General features: G+C 58.2%; 16 protein-coding genes. 10 read left to right on the forward strand and 6 right to left on the reverse strand.

The window, feature by feature from the left end:
• Positions 1-121 precede the first annotated feature (121 nt).
• The gene (locus JAO29_RS18145; RefSeq protein ID WP_334269675.1) at positions 122-1,060 is read left to right on the forward strand and encodes a hypothetical protein; all 939 of its coding nucleotides are present in this window, start codon (positions 122-124) and stop codon (positions 1,058-1,060) included.
• A 212-nt stretch (positions 1,061-1,272) separates the two neighbouring features.
• Complete coding sequence (locus tag JAO29_RS18150; protein WP_334269676.1) at positions 1,273-2,589, forward strand: hypothetical protein; 1,317 nt, start codon at positions 1,273-1,275, stop codon at positions 2,587-2,589.
• Positions 2,590-2,683: 94 nt separating this feature from the next.
• Here the strand turns inward: JAO29_RS18150 and JAO29_RS18155 are convergent, their stop codons facing one another.
• Positions 2,684-3,184: a hypothetical protein gene (locus tag JAO29_RS18155; RefSeq protein ID WP_334269677.1), complete on the reverse strand. Its 501-nt coding sequence runs from the start codon at positions 3,182-3,184 to the stop codon at positions 2,684-2,686.
• Between the two features lie 303 nt (positions 3,185-3,487).
• Here JAO29_RS18155 and JAO29_RS18160 point away from each other — a divergent pair, with 303 nt between their 5' ends.
• Together JAO29_RS18160 and JAO29_RS18165 are read left to right on the forward strand one after the other, a co-directional pair.
• Positions 3,488-4,042 (forward strand): DUF4142 domain-containing protein, encoded by a 555-nt coding sequence (locus JAO29_RS18160; protein ID WP_334269678.1) that lies wholly within the window; start codon positions 3,488-3,490, stop codon positions 4,040-4,042.
• A gap of 149 nt (positions 4,043-4,191) precedes the next feature.
• A complete protein-coding gene (locus tag JAO29_RS18165) occupies positions 4,192-5,682 on the forward strand; it encodes a sulfatase-like hydrolase/transferase (RefSeq protein ID WP_334269679.1) in 1,491 nt (496 codons plus the stop codon).
• 57 nt (positions 5,683-5,739) lie between these two features.
• Here the strand turns inward: JAO29_RS18165 and JAO29_RS18170 are convergent, their stop codons facing one another.
• Positions 5,740-6,876 carry a glycoside hydrolase family 18 protein gene (locus JAO29_RS18170; RefSeq protein ID WP_334269680.1) on the reverse strand — a complete coding sequence of 379 codons (1,137 nt, stop codon included), beginning with the start codon at positions 6,874-6,876 and terminating at the stop codon, positions 5,740-5,742.
• A gap of 658 nt (positions 6,877-7,534) precedes the next feature.
• On the opposite strand from JAO29_RS18170, the gene JAO29_RS18175 reads away from it, so the two are divergent.
• The 4 genes from JAO29_RS18175 (at position 7,535) to JAO29_RS18190 (ending at position 13,163) form a co-directional block, all read left to right on the forward strand.
• Positions 7,535-7,837 (forward strand): hypothetical protein, encoded by a 303-nt coding sequence (locus tag JAO29_RS18175; protein WP_334269681.1) that lies wholly within the window; start codon positions 7,535-7,537, stop codon positions 7,835-7,837.
• Positions 7,838-7,897: 60 nt separating this feature from the next.
• Positions 7,898-8,479 carry a KdsC family phosphatase gene (locus tag JAO29_RS18180; protein ID WP_334269682.1) on the forward strand — a complete coding sequence of 194 codons (582 nt, stop codon included), beginning with the start codon at positions 7,898-7,900 and terminating at the stop codon, positions 8,477-8,479.
• 90 nt (positions 8,480-8,569) lie between these two features.
• Positions 8,570-13,003 (forward strand): DEAD/DEAH box helicase, encoded by a 4,434-nt coding sequence (locus JAO29_RS18185; RefSeq protein ID WP_334269683.1) that lies wholly within the window; start codon positions 8,570-8,572, stop codon positions 13,001-13,003.
• A complete protein-coding gene (locus JAO29_RS18190) occupies positions 12,990-13,163 on the forward strand; it encodes a DUF5522 domain-containing protein (protein WP_334269684.1) in 174 nt (57 codons plus the stop codon). Before JAO29_RS18185 ends, JAO29_RS18190 begins: the two co-directional genes overlap by 14 nt.
• 10 nt (positions 13,164-13,173) lie before the next feature.
• Here JAO29_RS18190 and JAO29_RS18195 read toward each other — a convergent pair whose 3' ends face one another.
• From JAO29_RS18195 to JAO29_RS18210, 4 genes are all read right to left on the reverse strand, one after another.
• On the reverse strand, positions 13,174-14,073 hold the full coding sequence (locus tag JAO29_RS18195; RefSeq protein ID WP_334269685.1) for a tetratricopeptide repeat protein: 900 nt from the start codon (positions 14,071-14,073) through the stop codon (positions 13,174-13,176).
• Between the two features lie 78 nt (positions 14,074-14,151).
• Complete coding sequence (locus JAO29_RS18200) at positions 14,152-16,311, reverse strand: VWA domain-containing protein (protein WP_334269686.1); 2,160 nt, start codon at positions 16,309-16,311, stop codon at positions 14,152-14,154.
• A gap of 14 nt (positions 16,312-16,325) precedes the next feature.
• Positions 16,326-19,769, reverse strand: a complete 3,444-nt coding sequence (locus JAO29_RS18205) for a TonB-dependent receptor (RefSeq protein ID WP_334269687.1) — start codon at positions 19,767-19,769, stop codon at positions 16,326-16,328.
• Positions 19,770-19,827: 58 nt separating this feature from the next.
• Complete coding sequence (locus tag JAO29_RS18210; protein WP_334269688.1) at positions 19,828-20,607, reverse strand: hypothetical protein; 780 nt, start codon at positions 20,605-20,607, stop codon at positions 19,828-19,830.
• 175 nt (positions 20,608-20,782) lie between these two features.
• Here JAO29_RS18210 and JAO29_RS18215 point away from each other — a divergent pair, with 175 nt between their 5' ends.
• Together JAO29_RS18215 and egtB are read left to right on the forward strand one after the other, a co-directional pair.
• Complete coding sequence (locus tag JAO29_RS18215) at positions 20,783-21,481, forward strand: VIT1/CCC1 transporter family protein (RefSeq protein ID WP_334269689.1); 699 nt, start codon at positions 20,783-20,785, stop codon at positions 21,479-21,481.
• Positions 21,482-21,554: 73 nt separating this feature from the next.
• Positions 21,555-22,910: an ergothioneine biosynthesis protein EgtB gene (gene egtB / locus JAO29_RS18220; RefSeq protein ID WP_334269690.1), complete on the forward strand. Its 1,356-nt coding sequence runs from the start codon at positions 21,555-21,557 to the stop codon at positions 22,908-22,910.
• The last annotated feature ends 22 nt before the right edge of the window (positions 22,911-22,932 follow it).

The raw sequence follows: 22,932 nt of genomic DNA on the forward strand, positions 1-22,932 counted from the left end.
ACGTTCGAACGTGAGCTCCAAACGGGCGGGATCATCCTTGGCGAAGCTGTATCATGAGTCCCTGCAACATATCTACGTGTTTCTGACCTGAACCGAGCACGATATGGAGGAGACTACGTCGATGCCAGCCAACGTAAAAAGGCTTCTTCGCCACGGAGCCAGTGTGCCTGCCCACCTGGCCTTCCAGTCCCTAAACCTGCCGCCCGTCGAAAGGCTGCTTTACCGTCGCCACATCCGGGCCAAGGAAGCCTACATGACCAGACTTCCTGAACTCTCACCGCTGGAGAGCCAGATCACCCGCGAGATGATCGGGAAGGGCGTCGCCATAACCTCTCTTGCAGATCTTGCCATGGAAGGAACAGAGGAGATGCTTGCCGCAGGAGCTGGGATCTCTGCTCGACTCAGCACTCCTCTAACCCGTTCGCAGGATCCCGCACGAGCGACAAATTACCGGAAGCTCTTCGCCTGGGGTCTTGACCTGAGCTTGCTTCGGATCGCCGAGGCATACTTCGGTCTGCCCGCGGCCTACGATGGACCTAAGGTGGTCTACACTCCAGCCGACGGTCGCCAGAGAGGGACACGGCTGTGGCACCGCGACCGCGAAGATCGCCGAATGATGAAGATCGCCATCTATCTGACGGATGTGCCGGAGTCGGGAGGACCCATTCAATGCATTCGGCATGAGATCTTCGATGGTCCAATCGATCGCGACTTTCGTTATCCCGTTCTCAGTCATTCTCAGCTGGAACGAAAGCTTGGAAGACCCATTGGCGACAAAGACATCACCTCCTGCACGGGACCGTCAGGAACGGTCGTCTTCATGGATACCGCGCGCCTTTTCCATCGAGGCAAGCCTGCAGTCTCGACGGAACGGATAGCGATATTTCACAGTTACTTCTCCAGAGCCCCACGACATCCCTTCTTCTGCGAGCGCTCAGATCTTTCCCGCTCAGAACTCGCACAATTTGCGAAGAGCATGAAGCCGATTCAGCAGGACGCTGTTATGTGGCGAACCACGCTTAACCTCCCAATGAGACTCGTTCCGAAGAGCATCACCTAGATAGAGCCCACTGGAAAGACCTTCAACCCTTCACGCCGTATGTTCGTCCCGAGCTATCTCTGACCCCGCCCTCCGGCGGGGTTTTCTTTTCACCCGCTGGTCGGGACAAACTCCGGCGGCCGGTCATTCTTGTGCATCTCTGAACCGCGGACTATAGTGGCAGTTCCGGCCCCGGGCCTTTCCCTCCAAAATTCAATTGAGGTTGGAACGTTATGACGTTGCCGACGAACCGTCGAATCTCCGCGCGGCTCTTTCTGGCGCTCTTCTGCGTCCTGGCTCTCTGCCGCGCGACCTATGCACAGCTTGCCCTTCCCGTGACTCTTGGCTGTTCGTGGCCCTTCAAAACCACGCCCGACACCCTCAACGTCATGTACCCGGACGCGAACGCCATCTACTGGACCACACCCTACGTTCTGCTCTCCAGCAGCAAGATCGAGATCAAGGGCGACTTCTTTCCCACCCGCTTCCTCTCCATCAACACCTATAACACTCTCGGAGAATCGCTCTCCTCCACCTACGACGTGCAATTCGTCCTCGACAGAGGCAGCCAGAATCCCTTCCTCGATCCCACTGCCAAAGGCGGCAGCTTCCACGCCACCATCGTTCCCAGCCCCGTCGCCGGAACTCCGGCCCCGCCTCCGCCGACCGGCAGCGATATCGTCTACGGTCCACGCATCAACCAGTACGGCTTCTCGCAGGGCTACGTCGTCATCCGCTCCTACATTCCAAATGGCCAGGTCTCGCAGAGCGAGCTCCCCAAACTCACCATCTCGCTCGCAGGCCACGTCATCACCACCGTCGCGCCCTGCCGGACGCTCTCGTCCAGCCTGCGCCTGCTGCTCTACAACGCCCTCATCCGTTACTGGAACGGCCAGATTAATCCTCCCGGAGCCACCGAGCCCGACCAATTGATGTTCCGGCCGCCGCTTTCGAGCCAGGCAGGAGGAGCCTTCCCCAACGACTACAACAAATACGTCGTCACCGGGATGAGCTACCAGAAGGGAGTCATCGCGGTCGTGCGTGGCCGCGCCGCCACCGTCCCTTCTTTCGGGGCCAACGGTTATCCGCTGCTCCAGGGTCAGGAGCTGCGGTATTGGTCGCTCTGCAACTACGACCATATCTTCCCGTTTCCCGTGGTCGAGCAGTCCGGTCAGGCTGGCTGTGCCGCCGATGATCAGACCGCGCTCGACGCCAATGGCTACTACACCTACGTCGTGGCCACGCCCGGTGATGTTCCGGCGAACGCGAAGTCCGACAAGACTGTCACCGTGCTTCCATGGGGGAGAACGCAGTTTGAGAAGGCGCTCATCTTCCGGAACATGCTCCCTGACGCCAGCTTCACCATGACATCCCAGACCGCAAACCTCAAATGTGCCGATCCCAATCAGTCCATCGAGCAGAACGCGACCTGCACGGCGAACGTCATGGGACCCTACTACCCTGAAGCGACCTACTGCCAAAAGACCGTCTATGAGCAGGGCGGATGGCAGGCCTGCTTCCAGAGTCCCGTGACGGCCCGGAGACAGTAGACGCGTCGAGTGTGTGCCGGTGCTGCGATTCCTGACATGACCGGCGCAAGTGCCTTGAGCAAATTCCAACACGGAGCCGTTGCTGCTGTCCTGTTCACCGGGAGTTGGCAAGGCATTTGTTTTGTGCCGCGAGGGCATCGGACAGGCACGTGTCAGGAACGTAAGGTTGACCGGGAGCACGTTGAGGCGTTGCCCGCGTCCGGCAGGCCTGTTGCTGTTGCGTATAGGTCGCCATGCAGGTGGCTGCGTCTGTCCGATTAGCTTGCGATGACGAAGCTGCCGATCCGCTGCTGCTGGTCTCAGAGCCCTTGTAGCACGACTCGAAGATAGACTTCGCGGCGTTCTTGCAGGTTTTGCCTTCATCGGGCGAAGGACATGCCCTTTGCAGATCTTCGCGAATGCTCTTGCAATGATTTTTGTCACCTGTGGGCGGCACCAGATCGCTCTGCGCAGACTCGCTCGTCGGATCGGTGCAACGGAACTGCTCCTTGTTCGAGTCCCAGGTCGGTTTTGTACCCGCCTTCGGGCATTGCCCCACGCAGGCGACAGAGAGAGTCGTGAGCACAAACGGCAGGACGAGCTGTTGAATCTTCATGGTGGCCTCCGGATGGAAGCGCTGGGGTCAAGCCCCGATTTAAGAAGCGGGCGTGGTCTCAGGAGCGACCTGATCATTTGGATGCATAATTGCGGTGCTCCGTGAGCTCATACGTGGGCAGCCCCACTCCGGCGACCATACTAAAGTCCAACGATAGGGCCGGAACTTCGCTCGCGGAGTATGGTCTTCAGTCAAATTCGTTGCATCGGTAAACCCTAACCCGTCACGCCCCCTCTTATAGGCAGGCGTCGTTCATGCATGTCTGCGCGCTTGATCGAATCGATACCAGTAAAAGGAGGAACCATGCGTACGTTTGCGTACATCGCGAAGTCTTGTTCGCTGGCGATTCTCGTCTGCGCCAGTACCTTGCCCGCCGCGGCTTACCAGTCCAGTGAGGCAGGATCAGCCCAGGACAAACAATTCGTCATGAAGGCGTCTGAAGGGAGCCTCGCCGAGGTGGAACTCGGCAAGCTCGCTCTCAAGAAGTCCCAAAACCCTGATGTCAAACAGTTTGCTCAGAAGATGGTCGTCGATCACAGCAAGCTGATCAGCGACATGAAACCCTGCGCGGATCAACTGGGAGTAAAGCCACCTACAAAGCTGGATGCGAAGCATCAGCAGCTTGCCGATCACCTCAAGTCCCTCTCCGGGGATGAGTTCGACAAGGAGTACATCAAGGCGATGGTGGCCGATCACCATCACGATCTGGGCGAGTTCATCGCGGAGCAGTCAAAGGCCTCCGATCCGACCCTGAAAGAGACTGTCACCAAGGGCACCGAGGTTATCCGGGAGCATACCCAGATGATCGACGAAATCGCGAAAAAGAATGGCCTCCCCACACCCCCGATGGCGTCCTGAACACGGTAGAGGACCGGATGCCCACCGCTGCGATGCTTCAGAGGTGGGCATTTGTCTGTCTCAAAGTGCGGGTACAGAGGCTCGATTTGAGGAGGGCGGTAGGATAAGGACGGACACGACATCGCTTCCGCAAGAAACGAGTACGGCACTTGAACAGAAGAAAATTTATTGGTCTGGGTTCCTCGGTAGCCCTTGCGGCTGTGCAGCCGCTCGAGGCTCATTCGCTTCCATCTGCCCCGGCCGATCAGCGCCCTAACTTCCTCTTCATCATTGCGGACGATCTGATGTTCCGCACGATCAACTCCATCAACAATCCTGAGGTACACACGCCGAACCTGGACAAACTGGTCCGATCAGGCAGCCACTTCACTCACTGCTTCCACCAGGGAGGATGGTCCGGGGCGGTGTGCGTTCCCAGCAGGACCATGCTGAACACCGGGTTATCGAGCTTCCGCGCCAATCGCAGCGACTCCGATAACCAGGCGATCGACACCCCAGTGTGGGGCCAGACCCTGCGCGAGGCCGGCTATGACACCTACATTGCAGGCAAGTGGCACCTCGATGCAGTGATGCTCCAGCGCTCGTTCAGTGAGATGGGGCCGGTCGCTCCCGGGTACCTGGCATCGACTCCGGACATGTACAACCGTCCCGCGCCGGGTAACAACTGGCAGCCGATGAACAAGGCGCTCTTCGGACACTGGCTCAAGCGAGGGCTATGGCTCAATGAGCGCAGCGACGAGACCATCCAGCATTCGAGCGAGCTCTATGCCGATGCAGCGGTCGAGCACCTGACCAAAGCCGTGCCTGGCAAGACGAAGCCTTTCTTCATGTACGTCGGATTTAACGCTCCACACGATCCGCGACAGGCGCCCCAGGAATATCTAGACATGTATCCGGTGGAGAAGATCGCCGTTCCTCCTAACTTCCTGCCGGAACATCCCTTCGACCAGGGCCAGCATAAGACCCGGGACGAACTGCTTGCCCCGTTCCCACGCACGGAGCAGGACATTCGCGTCCATCGCCGCGAATACTACGCCATCATCACTCACATGGACGCGCAGATTGGCCGGATCCTCGACGCGCTGAAGGCCTCAGGCAAGGCCGATAACACCTACGTGATCGTCACCGCTGACCATGGACTTGCCGTTGGAGAACACGGTTTGATGGGCAAGCAGAACCAGTATGAGTGCTCAATGAGGATGCCGCTCATCATGATGGGACCTGACATCAAGCCCGGCAAGCGGGTGGACGAGATGGTCTATCAGCACTCGATGTATGCCACGACGTGCGATCTTGCGGGAGTTCCGATTCCGAAGCACGTCGAGTTTCCTTCGCTCGCGCCGATGCTCCACTCCGATCATCCGGAACCCATCAACGATGCGATGTATGGGAGGCTGACTGACCTGCAGCGCTCCATCCGGACCAAGAGCCACAAGCTGATCTTTTATCCGCCCCTCAACCGTTACCAGGTCTTTGACCTCGAGAAAGATCCCTGGGAGATGCACGATCTTGTTGATGATGCCGCGTACGCTACGGTGAAGCAGGATCTCATTCAAAAGCTCAAAGCCAAGCAGCAACTACTGGGAGACCCACTGGATCTCGATCATCCTTCGGAGTCCTCTGCTAAAGGCAGCGCATAAGAGATTTGGCGCGAGGAGCAACCTGCATCTGGCGCTCCGGTCTGTCGATCCAATCGGTTACCTGGAGAACCCGGCAGCGATTGCATTCAGCAGCGCATTGCTGGAGTCGCCGCCGTACTGCCAGAACATGATTCCGCCCAGGCCCATCTTTCGGACATAGTTTGTGCGGGCGGTCTCGGCTTCCGGATCGTTGTAGGTTATGAAGGTCTTTGTCTCTCCGTTGTAGAGATAAGGAGCCTGCGCCGTGGCGTCCCAGTACCGCACGAATCCTTCCGCATTTACGAGCGGCACAACATCCCTGTAGAAGATGTCTGCGCCAGAGGGTGCGGCGATCGGCTGCCATAGCCCGTTGCCTGTGGCCTCGACGCCCGTCCACTTGCGGCCATAAAAGGGCACCCCGAGGACAAGCTTTTTTCTCGGAACTCCCGCGGCAAGGTTCATCCTTACTGCATTGTCGATCGAGATCTGTTTTGGATCTGCGCTGCTGGTGTAGAGGGGGGAGTCGTGGCCGGTGTTCTTCTCAACCGCGTTGTACCAGTCGTAGCACATCATGTTGACGCTGGTAAGCCAGCGTGAGGCGGCTCGCATGTCGGTGTGATCGAGCCAGATCTGCGTCGCTCCTGTTGCTGAGGACGTCACCAGCGGCCGACCGAGACGCTTCTGCTCACGGTTGAAGCGCAGCCGCAGCTCTTTGAGCAACAGTGTGTACGTCTGCTTATCCTGCGGGCGTACGGTCGTGTTGATCGCATGGGTGTAGCCGGGATACTCCCAGTCCACATCGACGCCGTCGAGCTGGTACTTCTCCACCATCTCCACGGCGCTATCGACGAATCGCTTGCGACCCTCTGCTGTGATTGCCATGTCCGAGAATCCGGCAGATCCGTTGCCTCCGCCACCGACGGAGATCAGCACCTGCAGCATCGGATTCTGTTTGCGCAGGCTCGTCAGGACGGCCAGGTTTGCGCGGTCGGTATCCCGGCGTTCCGCGATCAAGCCATCCTTCAGGGTGAAGAAGGCATAGTTGATCCGCGTCATCTTCATCGCTGCGAACGTGCCTGGATCGAGCGTGCCGGTGCGGGGACCGAGGACGTACCCCACCACCTCATACCGCGGCCTTTTCGCCATACTGCTTGCATGTTCGGTAGCGACGCAGACCCACAGAATCGCCAGGCACAGCATCCATCTTTTGTGCATTCATCCTCCATAACTTCGGCGACCCGTCTGCCTGTTCCCAAGATCATCAGGAGCGACGGAAACGCTGGTTTCCCGCTGCCAGGATCGGTTCGGTTCTTCCAATGTAGTGAGTCAGTCCTCAATTTCATAATGAATCGAAGATGCGGGCGTCCGCTCAAATGCAGGCGACAGATCGGGAAAGAAGATGCGCGGCAAGTGGAAATCTCTTGTCTTCCGGCCGAGCCACAATAAATAATGAAGGTAGGAACTGTTTCAAAGACGATTCCATGCTCCAAGCTGACACGTATGCTGAGGAGCGTCTGCTGTGCTTGTTGATTTCTCAATCCCTGCTTTGAGGTCTGTATGGTTTCTCCCAATCTTTCTCCTGTGAGCGAGCGCGACCCACGGTCTGCCGGCCACATCCATCCCAAGCCCTTGCTTCCGTATTCTGCTGTGATGTGCGAACAGTGTGGAAACTTCCATACACTGCGATCGGGGAGAAAAACTCTTCTTGAGAGGGCCGTTCTGGCACAGCTCGGTTACTATCCGTGGAAGTGTCTCGACTGCTCGCATCGGTTTATCGCGAAGAGCCGCGGCTGAGGACTGCCACCCTTAGGGAAATTCCGCGTCCAATGCTTCGGAGCCGGGTCTAACCGCTTCAGGAGACGCAAACGAGACGATGAGAACTTCTGTATCTGCTGCAATCTGCACATTTGTAGTCTTTTTCTCGATGGCGTATGGGGCGCCAGCTCAACACCTGCACATGGGCCCGCCACCGCCACCGCCTGAGGCTATCCCGGCCGTTCCGGCGGCACACCCGAACTGGGCTTGGCGCGGCGGCTATTACCGCTGGCATGGGAATCGATATGTCTGGGTTCCAGGTGCCTACGTTCGTCCGCCACACGTAGGGTATCGCTGGTATCCCGGACATTGGCGGCAGACCCGGCACGGCTGGGTGTGGGTGGCAGGGCATTGGCGTTGATCGTTGGGCACGGCAGGCGGTGGTCCATCCTACCCAAGGACCCAAGCTATCATTGTGATCATGAATGCTGAAGCCCGTGCCAAAAAGATTAAAGTTCTGATCTTCGATGTCGATGGAGTTCTGACCGACGGACAGATCTTCGTTATTCCCGGCCCCGACGGAAAAGGGATCGAAGCCAAAGGGTTTGCTGCGCATGATGGCCTGGGAATCACGCTCGGTCGCCTGGGAGGCCTGCGGATTGGCATCATCACAAAACGCAACTCTCAGACGGTGGCGATACGAGCGCGCGACCTGAAGCTTGAGTTCGTCTACCAGGGGCAGGCGCATAAGATGCATGCCATTCGCGAGATCCTCGAGAAGACGGGATACTCGATGGATGAGCTGGCTTATGTGGGCGATGACATTATCGATCTCCCGGTGATGCGGGTGTGTGGGTTGTCAATTGCCACCGCCAACGCACGCCAGCAGGTAAAAGACGCCGCTCACTACACGACGCCGAACCGGGGAGGCGAGGGAGCGGGGCGGGATGCGATCGACTTTATTCTGTCTGCGCAGGGGACTCTTACGAAAGTTATTGAGCAATATCTCGACGAGGACAATCAGGCGGCCGAGGTAGCGGACGTCGGAGTCGGAAATATGTGATTCTGGTGAGGTCTCCAGGCTTTGCGATGCCTGAGGTCTGCTAAGTCCTTGGCGAATAAAGATCGAACAAGTTCGCGCTAGAATAGCGCAATGTCCACGGCTGCCGAAGAAATTGAGATTCCGACCTCGCTCGCCTGGGCACATCCGGTCACAGCGGAGTGGTTCCTTCGCCGCTTCGGTTCACCGACGGAACCACAGCAGGAGGGCTGGCCCAGCATCCTTGCTGGAAAGGCCACGTTGATCTCTGCTCCCACCGGGAGTGGAAAGACACTGGCCGCTTTCCTGGTCTGCATCGATAAGCTGTTGCGCGATGCCATCGCGGGTACGCTTGCGCCAGCGACGCAGGTCGTCTATGTAAGTCCGCTTAAGGCTCTTTCGAACGACATCCAGAAGAATCTCGAGCAGCCGTTGCGGGAGATTCAGCAGCTCGCGCTGGAGCGAGGCTATCTCTCCACCGAGATCCGGACCGGAGTGCGTACGGGCGACACCCTTCCGAAAGAGCGCGCGGCCATGTTGCGGAATCCGCCGCACATTCTGGTCACGACTCCCGAGTCGCTCTATATTCTGCTGACGGCAGGGAAGTCACGCGAGCATCTGCGCGGCGTTCAAACGGTGATCGTCGATGAGATTCACGCGATCGCCGACGATAAGCGGGGCGCTCATCTGGCGCTCTCGCTCGAGCGCCTGGACGCTCTGGTACGTGGAGAAAACCGATTGTCGCCGGGTAGTTTTCTAACCGGGCGGGCGACTTCGCCTCAGCGCATCGGTCTGTCAGCGACGCAGAATCCTATCCAGCTGGTCGCGGACTTCCTTACTGGCGTACACCCGGAGCGGCCCAGGGCAACGATCGTGCAGGTGGGGCAGCGTCGTGAACTGGATCTCGCGATCGAGGTTCCCTCTGACGAGTTGAGTGCCGTTCTCACAACCAAGATGTGGGATGAGATCTTCGACAAGCTGGCCACGTATACGCAGTCGCACCGCTCTACGTTGGTGTTTGTCAATACCAGGCGTCTGGTGGAGAAGATTGCGTTCGCCCTTGCAGAGCGCATTGGATCGGAGAATGTAGCGGCGCACCATGGATCGCTTTCGCGCACCCTTCGACTCGATGCCGAGCAGCGATTGAAGAATGGCCAGATCAAAATCCTTATCGCGACAGCTTCGTTGGAACTGGGTATCGATATCGGCGATATCGATCTGGTCTGCCAGATTGCGACCACGCGATCGGTCTCGGTGGCGATGCAGCGCATCGGGCGCGCCGGCCACTGGAGAGGAGCGATCCCGAAGGGGCGTTTCTTCGCCACGACCCGCGATGACCTGATGGAGCAGGCTGCGCTGATTCACTCGATGCGTTCCGGCATACTCGATCAACTTGAGATTCCGCATCAACCAATCGACGTCGCCATGCAGCAGATTGTGGCCGCCTGTGGGGCTGAACCCTGGCAGGAAGATGCACTCTATGCTCTGGTAATCCGTGCGTGGCCTTATCGTGACCTGACGCGCGAACGATTCGACGAGATTATTGGTCTGCTTGCCTCGGGGATAGAGTCAAGCCGCGGACGTTACGGCGCCTATCTGTCTCGCGATGGAATCCATGAGGAGCTGCATCCTCGCCGCGGAGCGCGCATGATTGCGATCTCCAACGGCGGTGCGATTCCTGAGACCAATCTCTACTCGGTGGTGCTTCAGCCTGAGGGGGTCCAGATTGCGACCTTGGATGAGCACTTTGCCGTCGATTCCTCGCCGGGCGACGTGGTTCTGCTTGGCAATACAAGCTGGCGTATTCAGCGGGTGGAAGCTGCTGGGCGTGTCTTGGTGGAAGATGCTCACGGTGCGCCTCCAAGCCTTCCCTTCTGGGAAGGCGAGGCTCCACAGCGCACAAGCGTTCTGTCCGACGGCGTGAGTGAGTTGCGCGAGCAGATTGCGGCGCTTACGGCCGGGGTCTCTCCGGAACATATCTCGCCTTCTATTCCTGAGGTTGCGGAGGCAACGGCCTGGCTGATGGAGCATTGCGGCGTGTGCGCAGGCGGTGCCAGGCAGTTGATTGAGTATGTCGTGATGGGTCGGGCTGTTCTGGGATCCGTTCCATCGAAGACGACGATCATCGCGGAACGCTTCTTCGACGAAGGCGGCGGGATGCAGCTCATCCTGCATGCTCCCTTTGGCGGCCGGATCAACAAAGCATGGGGGCTGGCACTGCGAAAGCGCTTCTGCCGCGGGTTCAACTTCGAGCTGCAGGCGGCCGCGACGGATAACGGTATCAACATCTCCCTTGCAGAACAGCACAGCTTCCCGCTGGCGGACGTCTTCCAGTTCCTTACGGAGCACACGACGAAGGAGCTGCTGGAGCAGGCATCTCTCGCATCTCCCATCTTCAAGACCAGATGGCGATGGGCAGCGAATCGCAGCCTGCAGCTTCTCCGGTTTTCGAAAGGCAAGCGTGTAGCTCCGCAGATTCAGCGCACACGCTCCGAGGATCTGCTGGCCAGCGTCTTCCCGCAGGCAGCTGCATGTTTTGAAAATATCGAAGGAGACATCCAGATTCCTGCTCATCCGCTGGTGGATGAGGTGATGAAGGACGTTCTGGGAGAGGCGATGGATCTTGAGGGTCTCATCGCTGTTCTTCAGGGAATCAAGGACGGAAGCATCCGTTGCCTTGCGGTGGATACTCCCGTGCCGTCGCAGTTTGCACATGAGCTGTTGAATGCAAACCCGTATGCTTTTCTGGATGAAGCCGGGCTCGAGGAGCGACGCGCGCGCGCGGTATCGCTCTCCCGTACACTGCCGTCGAGCGTGATGGAAGAAGCGGGTCGACTGGATCCAGAAGCGATCGATCAGGTTCGGCGGGAGTGCTGGCCGGACATACGCGACGAGCACGAGCTCCATGACTTGTTGCACTCGCTGATTGCGTTGCCCCTGGACTTCTTTGCCGGAAAAAAAGAGGCGCAGAACTGGCAGGTATTTTTCGAACGGCTTTTGCGTTCGGGGCGTGCGCAGGCGGTGGAGTGTGAGGGAATTGCCTGCTGGGCGTCCACCGAACGAACGGCTCATCTGGCCGCGCTGTGGAAAGATGACGGGGATAGCGCCACCAGAGAGCAAGCTCTGCGCCAGTGCATTCAAGGCTGGGTACAGGTGCTTGGACCCACGACCGCGGGGGACTTCGCGGAGCGGCTTGGGCTCAAGGCCGCCGATGTCTTTCAGGTCTTTCTTGCAATGGAGATGCAGGGTTTGCTGATGCGCGGCATCTTCGAGCGTGCCAAGCCTGCGAATGATCATGAGATTGAGTGGTGTGAGCGACGCATTCTGCAACGAATTCATCGACGCACGATGCATGCTCTTCGGAAACAGATTGAGCCTGTCTCGCCGGCGGTGTACATGCGCTGGCTGCTCGGATGGCAACATCTGGCCCCACAGACGCAACTCAGCGGGGAAGAAGGTGTGCTCGAGGCACTGCATCAGCTGGAAGGATTTGAAGCTCCTGCGATCGAATGGGAACGAACGCTGTTGCCGGCACGGGTTGCTAATTACGATAGCCGCTGGCTCGATTCCCTGTGTCTCTCGGGAGCTGTGGGGTGGGGCCGGATCTCTCCGCATCCTGCATGGTCGAGTTCCGAAGGAGCGGGACCGCGGCGTGTCATCCCGACGAATGCAGCACCTATCGCGTTCTACATTCGGGAATCTGCTGAGTGGCTGCCGCATGCCCTTAGCAGAGAGCGTATCGAAGAATCACGACTGAACCAGGTGCTTAGCTCCGATGGCCTTCAGGTGAGAGCTTTGCTCGAGCAGCGCGGGGCCTGCTTTGCGAACGATATCGGCCGCATCCTTGGGCTGTCGCGGCAGTCGACGCAACTTGCTTTGTGGGAGCTGGCCACGGCCGGTCTTGCCTCGGCCGACGGTTTCGACCAGCTTCGCGCGATGATGGATCCGCGCCGCCGCACGACCTCAACGGCCTCTGCCGCGCGACGTCACGGACGCTCAACTGCAGGGCGCTGGTCGTTGCTCAACGAGGTGGTCCATGCCGCGCCGACTGCGATTGAGCAGGCAAAGCGCACCGACGAGGCGCTGGAGTCCTATGCATGCATGCTGCTCAACCGGTATGGCGTCCTCTGTCGTGACCTGCTGGTGCGGGAATCGAATGCACCCAAGTGGCGAGACCTGATAGGGATTCTGCGTCGCTTGGAAGCGCGCGGAGAGATTCGAGGAGGCCGCTTCGTTACAGGCTTTGGAGGGGAGCAGTACGCATTGCCCGAGGCTGCCGACTCCTTGCGTGCTTCGCGAACTCGCGAGTGCGATGCTGTGATCGCGGTGGCCGGTGCCGACCCCATGAACCTCGTTGGTATCGTACTGCCGGGCGAGCGGGTTCCCTCAATCCCTGGTAAGCAGGTGCGATATCGCAATGGAAGGCTCCATGACGATCTAACGTCTGGCGCCGAGATCGTGGACAGCGTTCCGATGTCCCCGCCTCCTTTTACAACGGTGCAACCGGCGGTCGCGGCCGTGTCTCTCTTCAGCCATGTGGAATCCTAAGGCCGCCAGCGACGACACAAAACCCGATGACTCAGAAGGCCGTGGGCTGGAGTCAGAAGACTTCTACTATGAGGGACCGTACCTCGTCTTCACGGAGAAGTACCACCTGAAGCGTGGCTATTGCTGCAATTCCGGCTGTCGGCACTGCCCTTACAAATAGCCTTCCCGCATCAGTGCTTTTCTGGAGGAAGTGGAGGCGGCGGACCCGAACCTTCGGCGATGTTGGTGCCCTTGCTGCGAAGTTCCTTCGCATTCTTCACGATGACAAGGATGCGAGGATCTTTCCGGTAGGGAGCAAACATCTGATCGGAGTTCATGGCACTCAGGATGTCAAAGCCCGCTTCGCTCGCGCTTGTAAGGTAGTGCATCATCATCGGCTCATCGCCGCGCTGCAGATACAGTCGCGCCAGCTCGAAGCAGTAACGTGCGTGGTCTTCAGGTGAGAGCATCCGGGTTGTGACTCCAAGGGTGCTGTGGTGCTGCAGCATCTCTGGATCGAGCTTGAGAGCGGTGTCAAATTCTTTGCGGGCCTGGTCGAAGTCCTTCCTCTCGAAGAGAGCGGTCCCCATGTTGGAGTGATAGGTCGCGGAGGTTCTATCCAGCTTGCTGGCGCGTTTGTAATTACCGATGGCGCGATCGTAACGCCGGTTCAGGTACTCAATGACGCCGAGATTATTCCAGGCCTCGGGACTCTTTTTATTGATCTTCACCGCGCGTTGGAATAGAGAGCGCGCGGCATTCATGTCGCGCAGTTCCATCTCGGTCACGCCCATCTTGTTCAGGAGATGGACGGGTTCGCCACCTCGGCCGAGAGCATAGCCGTAGAAGTCCATCGCGTCTTCGAAGAAGCGCCGCGCACGCAGAATGTCTGCGGCGGATTCCAACCGTTCTGTCGATGCAGAAGCTGGATCAGGAAGATGAGGACGTATCGAATCCCACACCGGATTTTGATGATCGAGAGCGCGAGCTTCTTCGTGGGTCAAAGCCTTCTGACCGGAAAGGTTCGTGCCGAGGAGCAGTAGGATGGCGAGGATAGAAAGGGAGGAAAAGGAGCGTGCCGCGTGACCCATGGCATACCTCCATGAGGTAGGACAAAATCATCCGCCGGAAGCATGCAACTGTCAATGTCGTTCGTCACGGTACTTGGCCTACTGTTGTCCTCCGGAGCCTGCAGTCGCGGGTGCATTTAATTGTGGACTGGAGGCTTCGACTCGCAGCGCCAGCCTAGGAAAACTGAAACTTCCGCCAGCATCGTCGATGACGTTGACCTGGCAGATATATGTACCGGGTTTCAACTGGGTTAGCGGCACGTCGAACTGGAAGGCAACTGCTCCGCGGTCGGGAACATTGACGGTATCCGCAGAGATCAGGGGTGTCTCGTATACTTTGACTCCCCCATTCATAAATTCAATGCTGGTAAGTACTTTCACGGCTCCTGAGGCACGTCGCGTCAGCCCTAGTGAGGGCTTTGGCACTGCGTTTTCTTTCTCGCGCGTTGGATCGTACACCTCATAAAGGAGATAAAGATGCTGGTTCTGGCGGAAGACGTGAGCGATGTTGGGAATCCACTCGACACCGTCACGAACCAAGGGGTTCGTAGATTTCTTTGTCGGATTTGGCGTCTGCTGACTTGCAAGCACGACCGAGCTGAGCTTGAGTGGGACCTTTTTGAGATCGGGAACCTGCAGATCGGTCTCGAAGCTTCCCATGCGACCGGTCTGATTCTCTCGAAGAACGAATTTGAGGTGATAGTGACCCGGCGCGAGGGTGAAGCCTGTCGAGTATTGGATGTTCTTCCGGCTGACCTGCTGCGAAGGATCGAGCGCCAGCTTCACCGTGTCGCGAACTTCGCCAACCGAGATGCCCTGCGCATTTTTGACCTGCCCCAGAATGTCGATGCTCGCCTTGTCCCTGTCGCCATTCTTGAGAAAAGGGATCTGTGAACCGGGAACGATCAGCGAGACCGGGATGAAGAAACGATTCTCTTCCATGCGGAAGTAGAGCGCTTGAAGATAGACAGCAACGTCGGTTGCGGGAAGATCGCTGCGCATCTGTTCCATCAGCGCAAGCTCCCGGTCCTCGTTCTTCTGGTGCTGAAAGTCTGCAGGAGCGTAGTAGCCGGGACGGTACTCCAGCTTGGCGTCGTTGCGGTTCAGCTTGATGGTCAGCTTGCGGTAGGCACCGTTGCGAGCAGTATCGGTCGAGCGGAAACCAAGAATGTAGTAAGCCTCAGTATCGTGCTGGATCTGCTGGAATGCGGGAGCGAAGTCATTGGAGTCAAAGAAGGCCTTCCCTCCGGTATCCGCTGAAAGAGTTGCCAGGACCTCCTGTGAGCCGAAGTTCGCATCCAGTTGACTCTGCATGGCGCCACCGCTGTATGCGGCGGTTCCACGCAGGCTGCCTTTGGAGGCATCTCCAACAGGCGGGAGTGCCTGCAGGCCGCGGGAATCGACACTGTAGATGGCCATGTTGGCACGAACCGCTGCGTTTGTCGCCGCACGCATACTGGCCTGATTTTCGATGCCTTGCCGGGTGAGACCACCTGAAAAGTAGAGCATGCTCTTGCGCTGATCGACGCCTTCAAGGCTCTTCGCAATCGTGCGAATGGCGTACAACTCCCGGTCGGTATTGAGCGAGTTGTATTCGGAGTCGTCCGCGGTGAAGCTCGAAGCGTCGTCGGAGGTACCACCGGAGTTGCCGCCTTCGTTTCCAGCGGCAAATCCTGTGCCTTCCGTACCGTTGTAGCGCCCGACCGCTTTCAGCAGTGCAGCCTTATCCGCGGTGAAGTCCTGGTCCAGGCTGAGGGAGGTGTTCATGCTCACTGCGGCGACCAGATCGGCCGGCTGCATCTTCTTATTGATGTAGTCCTGTGCGGCTTCGACTGCGCGGTCAACGTCCTCAGGCTGCATGCTGCTGAGGTCGAAGAACATCACGATCAGCCGATGATCTTTGAGCAGGGCGGGATTGGCGGCGAAGTTACGATTGACGAGATCGGCCACGGAGGCCGTGCCGCTGACCGTAGCCTTCTCGTGCAAGGAGACGGCCTCGTCGACGTTTTGAAAGTCGAAGCTAGCAATCTTCTGGGGTTTGCCGTTCTCGAGTACGGTGAAATCTGCCGGTGTTAGGCCCTTGATCACCGCGCCTGTTTTTTTATCGCGCACGACGACATTCGTGAGCACGATGTTGCTCTCAACCCTGAGCGTGAAGGTGCTGGTCGGCGGGGCCTGCTGTGCCATGACAGGCAGCGTTCCATAGCAAACCGGTCCTGTCATCAGCCCTGCCAGTAGTGCCGCAGTGATGCGCCGCATCGCCTTCATCCTTTCTAAAACCTGTACCGTGCTGTAAACGTCAGCCTTCGCATGTCTGCGGTCGAGGTTACCTGGCCGAAGGTGCGGGAGTTCAGCGTTGTATCGATCGCCGAGTACTGGACCGTGTTGAAGACGTTGTTGGCAGTCATGCGGGCTTCGAAGGAACGCGTCTCCCCCAGCGGAACTGTTCGCGAGAGCGAAGCATCTACCGCGACGGTTCCTGGTCCCATGATCGAGCCGCGGGAGGCGGTTCCGTAGACGTTTGCAGGAGCCGTGAAGGCATCCGGGTTGAACCAGTCAAGTATCGTTCCTGCGCCATGAATAGGTTGAGAGAAGATACGATCAGGGCGAAGGGAGTTGTTTGTTCCTGTCGCAGTCTCTGCAACGGTAGCAACATAATGCGGTGTGTAATAAGTGCCGCTGGCGAAGGTGAAGTCGCCCGAGAGGGAGAAGTTGTCGAGAGCCTTCGACCAGAAGCCACCCTTGGAGAAATAGGCGCGATTGGGGCCAAAGGGAAGCTCCAGGACCCAGTTGCCTGTAAGTTTGTGACGGATGTCGAAGGAGCTGTTTCCTTCTTCTGCATTCAGATTCAGATCATTCTGTGCGGGAACCACGGTTGTGCCGCCAATCGAGGAGGCATTATCAATCGAGTGGCCGTACTGGTAGGTGGCCTGCAACGAGATGCCCTTCTGCATTCGCTTCCGCACGTTGATTGCAAGTGCATTGAAACGAGAAAAGCCAAGGGAATCCTCATAGTTGAACGGTTGCACCGAGGGATTGAGAACACTGCTTGCACTTCGGTTGGGGACTCTCACGATGTCCAGATTCCCACCCAGTGCGCCGTTGTAGCCGACGTTGAGGACGATATCGAGGGGCAGGGTTCGCTGAATATCGAGATTCCATACCTGAACCCGCCCGAGGCGATAGTTAAGATTGACACTGTAGTTGTTCTGGACAGAGGCAGTGGAGCAGTTGAAGGCGTCCGGCAGTTGAAGCACACCGCAGCCCTGACGCTGAGCGATGTTGGTCTGCGTGACGGCAAAGGGAGGCTGGAAGGCAAGCTGACGCGCAAAGCTTGAGTACTGCTGGGTGTTGTAGTTGATGCCGTAGCCGCCGCGGACGACCGTCTGTTTGAAGAAGCTCCCTTTCGGCCTGTATGCGAAACCGAATCGCGGAGAGAACATCGTGCGGTCAGGATTGACGAGCGAACGGGGAAAGGCTCCGCTGTATGGCCCGCTCTGTCCTGGCATCACCTGGGCTACCTGTGTGAAATCCGCGTTGTGGTCGAGGTTTACGAGGTGATCGTACTTCTCCGAATAGGGAGAGAAGTACTCATAGCGCAGCCCGTAATTCAACGTCAGGTTCGGCAGGATTCGCCAGTCGTCGGTCGCGTAGAGGTCCCAGACGTTTGCTCGCAGATAACTCTTTGAGAGTCCAGCCTGCACGGCAGCCTGTTGGGGCAGCCCGAGCAAAAAGTCGGCAAAGCTGAAGCCGCCGGTCTGTGCGGAGGCAGCAGTCTGGGTTGCATAACCAGTAAACGTAAAGGAGCCGAGCGGACTTGCTCCACTCTGCAGATTCCCGGGCGCGGTCAGGCTGTCGGCGTGTACTCGCCGATAATCTCCACCGAACCTGAGATTGTGTTTCTTGTGACTCCAGCTGACAAAATCGCTAAACGAGATGGTCTGGTTGGCGACGTCGCTCGGGGTGGTCTCGTTTAGCCCTGTGAGGCCGGAGAAGGTGAGCGAAGGGACACCGTAGTAGAAGGGATTGGAGGCGATTGTCTCGTTGCCGACGAGAATACCGGCATCGGCAGCGGGATTGTAGGTGCCATTCGTAAAGTAGTTCAGTGTCGTTGCATGCGAACGATTCCAGGTCACGGTCGCATTGTTGGTCAGCCTTCCATAGCCGATCGTGTATCCGGCCGACACGTTATAGCCGTCGGAGGACGACGAGCCGCCCAGCGGGAGGAAGACTTTTGGAAGGTCGGAGGCGGAGTGGCTGTATGCAAATCCGAAGTTGATGTTCTGGCGCAACGTCTTCGGGCCATTGCTTTGCTGCCTCATGCGGAAGCCGCCGAAGCCGGGGCTCTGACCGAAGTTCCGAACGAAGCGTCCGTTGATACTGAGAGTGTTTTGTCCAGCCGAGGTGATTGTTTGGTAGTTGTAGCCCTGTTGTCCTACGGCGGCGATGTTGGGGGCTGGATAGTATTTGAGCAGCGCTGTCGCCTGGGGTGAGACTCGGTTGCCGCAGATGACATTTGCAATCCCATTGCATTGAAACTGCTGACCAGTTGAAGGGTCGTAGATCGGTGTTGTCAGGCGCGAGAAGTCGCCGCTGCGTTCCGCTTCGGTTGGAACCGTGGCATACAGGTTCTGCGGAGTCGTGTTGCGACGTCCCGTGAGGTTGAAAAAGACGAATTGCTTGGTGCTCGGCTTAATCAGCCCCGGGATGAAGGGAGAACCGGCGAAGGTGACACCGAATTGGTTGCTGCTGTAGGCGGGTTTGACAACGGGGGCTCCCGTAAGCGAATAGTTGGTGGCGTCGAGAGCGCCATTTCCGCCCTGATAGAAGATAGCTCCGTGAGGCTGCGTGGGGTTGAATCCACGTCCCCCTCGGCCACCTCCCCCGACGGTGAACGCTCTGCCTCCAGGCCCGCCACCAAAACCACCTCGACCGCCTCCCCCGCCGACTATGCCGCCTAGCATTCCTGCTACGGCATTTGCGACATCGGACCCGCTCCCTCCCTGCTGTCGCGCACGGGACATTGCTTCTTCTACTCGTTCACGAATTTCATCTTCACTCAGGTTCCCAAGTCCGTTGGTCTGGCCCATCTGGCCGCTCACCGCAACGGAGTCTGCGGATGCGGTGTCGCCTCCAAGGTTGGCCATCGAGGGCAACTGAGCACCGGTGTTTCCCATGCCCGCGCTGGCATCGGCGAGATCACTGCCGCTTCCTGTTACGCTGAGCGATTGGACTCCTCGGCCGAGCGTGCCGGCAAGAGCATTTACCGCCGATGCGGTCTGCGTTTGCTGTCGTTCCTGCTGCTGTTCTACCCGCGACGCCAGCTGCATGGTAAAGTCGACCGTCTGATCTCGTCTGACTCCATTCTCTGCCGTCGTACTTAGCAGCACTTCTTTGCTGTCGGTAGCGAATGCGGCGAGCTCCGCGCGAAGAACATACCGCCCATTTCGAGGAATGCTCATGACAAACGTCCCGGTCGCGTCGGTAGTGGTAGCGTATTTCTTTCCGGTAAGAGTGTTCGTCGCGGTAATAGCGACCCCGGGCAAGGGAACTGCTCCGGCACGGGCTGTTCCTTTGATAGTTCCGCCCGCCTGTGCAGCAGAGGTAGCAGCAGGGCTCTTCACTAAATTTGTGTCCTGAGCGTGTGCCGCTGCCGTCTGTCCAACGGTGATCACGGCCAGGATGAAGACCGCTACCCTTTGAAATGCCCTTCTCACGAGACCTCGCTCCGATCGTTCAAAAAGCCGAATCACCAAGATGATCCAATGAGCAAACTCAGGGTTTCGTCGGAGAGGGTGTCTCCGACGGCGCTTTGGCTGGTCCCCCGGCGCGGCGGCCTCCCATTCCCATCGCCCCTGCACTTCCAGGCGGAAGGATGGCGAGCGTGGTCGGAACGAATACGCCTTGCTTAAGGCCCCCTCGTCCCGCGATCATGTCGCCAACTTTTACATCCGCGAGGGTGACGATCTCGCCACTGCCGTCGGCTTCTCCAGCCGGGGTGGCGTTCTGAGCCGGAGGAGTACCCCCGGCCATCGATCCGGCTCTCCGACGTCCCCTCCCTTTGCGGAATGAGGTAGTCTCATCAACTGCGATGACCTGGCTGACGTGGTCAGGGCGTTGAACTGTGAGCTTCAGATCGTCGATGGCGGTGACCTTGCCTGTTATATACGTCTTGCCAAGGTCCTCGCGCATCTTCCTGACCTGCTCGGCGTCGACGACAGCGACAAACAGGGCATGCAAGGTCTTCGCGGGGGCATCCAACTCTCCCATCGCTCCAACACCGTCTCCCACCTTGATCGCCGAGACCTGGATGGGTTGTCGATCCTTGACCAGCCGTGTATTTGGAGTCAAAGATACCTGATAGATCTCATCGGAATCGGTCTTGATGGTCACATGGTCGGAGGCGGCTGCGGTCACGGTGCCCCGTATCATGGGACTTCCGGCCAGACCGGCTCCTTCATCGCTAGGCGTCTCCTGAGCGGAAGATGCTGATACGCCTGCCACTAGAACCACGGCGGTCAACAGATACCGCACCCGCCTCGCTCTCATCTGCATTGCCCTCATCCCTTTGAACCCGTGCTGATAGAGACGCTTTCTTGCGAGGAAAGACGCTGTGGGTCAACAAAAAACTCCCCGGACTCCTGCATCCTGAACGGAGTCGGTCTACACTACCGCAGTGTCCGAGCTTTCCAATAGCCCCACTATCACTCCCACTTCGGCTGGAAGAGGCATGCAGCCGCACGTTGAAAAACATTTTGAGTCGTCCGCAACGGTTCGCGATATTGTCATCGGCCTGTCCGACGGCCTGACCGTGCCCTTTGCACTCGCCGCAGGACTGTCTGGCGCCGTCAATTCGTCGCGAATTGTTGTTCTCGCCGGACTCGCAGAGATCGCGGCAGGATCGATCGCAATGGGGCTTGGAGGGTACCTGGCGGCGAAGGGCGATGCGGAGCACTACATTTCGGAGAAGCAGCGCGAAGAGCGCGAGGTTGTGGAACGAACCCATGATGAAGAAGAGGAGATATACGAGATATTTGAGCAGTATTCTGTGCCCAGGGAGAATGCAGCTCCCGTGCTTGCGGCGCTCAAGCAGAACCCCTCGGCCTGGGTCGATTTCATGATGCGTTTTGAGCTGGGCCTAGAGGAGCCGCCGCCCGGCCGTGCACACCGTTCGGCGCTGACGATCGCCATGTCCTATATCGCAGGAGGACTGGTCCCGCTGGTCCCTTACATGCTGGTGTTCCAAAACGATGCGGCACTCAGATACTCCGTGCTCGTTACCCTGATTGCGCTTGCCTTTTTTGGTGCTCTGAAGGGACGAATCGTGGGTTCCGGATGGTTTCGCAGTGCTCTGCAGACCGTGCTGATAGGGGGAGTTGCCGCGGGAGCGGCTTATCTGCTGGCCCGTTTACTCAATCAGTTTCCATAAGTGTTGGCTGGCTCTGAAAAAAAGCAACAAAAGGTGCTGATAACCCATCCCATCAAGACATATAAGGACGAATATGCCAGCTTCTACCCAAAACGCCTCCCCTGCTCTTTTAGGCCGATTCAAGGCTGTTCGTAGCGCGACGCTGGCTCTCTGTCGTCCGCTGTCGCCTGAGGACATGATGGTCCAGTCTTGTTCGGAGGCTAGTCCGATCAAGTGGCACCTTGCACACACAAGCTGGTTCTTCGAGACGTTTGTCCTGTCTGAGTTTCTCGCTAACTACAGTCTGTTCGATCCGAATTTTCGTTGGCTCTTCAATAGCTACTACAACTCGCTGGGAGATATGCCCGAGAAGAAGCTGCGGTCATCCTTCTCGCGTCCTCCACTTGAGATCATCCTCGCCTATCGCTCCCATATCGACTCCGCGATCGAGCACCTGCTCCAGCATCCCATTGAGGATGAGGCCGCCCGCCGCATCGCTTTGGGAATCGAGCACGAGCAGCAGCATCAGGAGTTGATCGCAACCGACATCAAGCATGCTCTGTTCACGAATCCTCTGCACCCGCCCTATATAGATCGCGCGGAGCCGGTTCCGTTCGCGACCATCGCTCCACCACTGGAGTGGATCGAATTCTCGCCTGGTCTGACGGAGATAGGGCTAACGCCGGACCTCACATCCACCGATCTCTTCGCCTTCGACAACGAGACGCCACGGCACCCGTTTTACGTGGCTCCGTTTCGGCTGGCGAGCCGGCTGGTCACCTGTGCGGAGTACCTCGCCTTTATCGACCAGAACGGCTACAACAGACCTGAGTTGTGGCTCTCCGAGGGATGGACAACGATTCGCGCCGAGGGCATACAGGCTCCCATGTACTGGCAGCGGGATTCAGAGACTAAATCCGGCTGGTCGATCTACACAATGCACGGATTGATCCCGCTCGAAGATCTCTCCGAAACACCGGTCTGTCATATCAGCTTGTTTGAGGCAGATGCGTATGCCCGTTGGGCTGGTCATCGCCTTCCAACGGAGTTCGAGTGGGAGTATGCCGCTTACCAGCTCGGTAATGCCCAGACGCACTCTTCCACAGGCAACAACTCGGTCGATGTCCATTCCCGTTTCGCAGTCACGCCGAACCTGCTTGAGAGTGGCAACCTTCATCCAACCGCGGCCAGCCACTTGCCAGGTCTCCAGCAGATGTTCGGAGATGTATGGGAGTGGACCGCCAGCCCATATACCGGCTATCCCGGCTACGCTCCGCTACCCGGCGCCCTTGGTGAGTACAACGGTAAGTTTATGAGCTCACAGATGGTGCTTCGTGGAGGCTCCTGCGTCACCCCGGCTACTCACATACGAGCTACCTATCGCAACTTCTTCTCGCCTGAAACAAGGTGGCAGTTTTCAGGTCTTCGGCTCGCCCGAGACATTCGTTAGCGAACCCACTGTACGCGCCTGG

It is taken from the genome of Edaphobacter sp. HDX4 (assembly GCF_036877565.1).
In the GTDB taxonomy this organism is placed as follows: domain Bacteria; phylum Acidobacteriota; class Terriglobia; order Terriglobales; family Acidobacteriaceae; genus Edaphobacter.

Coding starts and splice junctions, on each gene's coding strand:
- egtB (WP_334269690.1), top strand. CDS start 21,555: ATGCCAGCTTCTACCCAAAACGCCTCCCCTGCTCTTTTAGGCCGATTC.
- JAO29_RS18215 (WP_334269689.1), top strand. CDS start 20,783: ATGCAGCCGCACGTTGAAAAACATTTTGAGTCGTCCGCAACGGTTCGC.
- JAO29_RS18185 (WP_334269683.1), top strand. CDS start 8,570: ATGTCCACGGCTGCCGAAGAAATTGAGATTCCGACCTCGCTCGCCTGG.
- JAO29_RS18150 (WP_334269676.1), top strand. CDS start 1,273: ATGACGTTGCCGACGAACCGTCGAATCTCCGCGCGGCTCTTTCTGGCG.
- JAO29_RS18180 (WP_334269682.1), top strand. CDS start 7,898: ATGAATGCTGAAGCCCGTGCCAAAAAGATTAAAGTTCTGATCTTCGAT.
- JAO29_RS18210 (WP_334269688.1), bottom strand. CDS start 20,607: ATGCAGATGAGAGCGAGGCGGGTGCGGTATCTGTTGACCGCCGTGGTT.
- JAO29_RS18145 (WP_334269675.1), top strand. CDS start 122: ATGCCAGCCAACGTAAAAAGGCTTCTTCGCCACGGAGCCAGTGTGCCT.
- JAO29_RS18195 (WP_334269685.1), bottom strand. CDS start 14,073: ATGGGTCACGCGGCACGCTCCTTTTCCTCCCTTTCTATCCTCGCCATC.
- JAO29_RS18190 (WP_334269684.1), top strand. CDS start 12,990: ATGTGGAATCCTAAGGCCGCCAGCGACGACACAAAACCCGATGACTCA.
- JAO29_RS18175 (WP_334269681.1), top strand. CDS start 7,535: ATGAGAACTTCTGTATCTGCTGCAATCTGCACATTTGTAGTCTTTTTC.
- JAO29_RS18200 (WP_334269686.1), bottom strand. CDS start 16,311: ATGCGGCGCATCACTGCGGCACTACTGGCAGGGCTGATGACAGGACCG.
- JAO29_RS18155 (WP_334269677.1), bottom strand. CDS start 3,184: ATGAAGATTCAACAGCTCGTCCTGCCGTTTGTGCTCACGACTCTCTCT.
- JAO29_RS18160 (WP_334269678.1), top strand. CDS start 3,488: ATGCGTACGTTTGCGTACATCGCGAAGTCTTGTTCGCTGGCGATTCTC.
- JAO29_RS18170 (WP_334269680.1), bottom strand. CDS start 6,876: ATGCACAAAAGATGGATGCTGTGCCTGGCGATTCTGTGGGTCTGCGTC.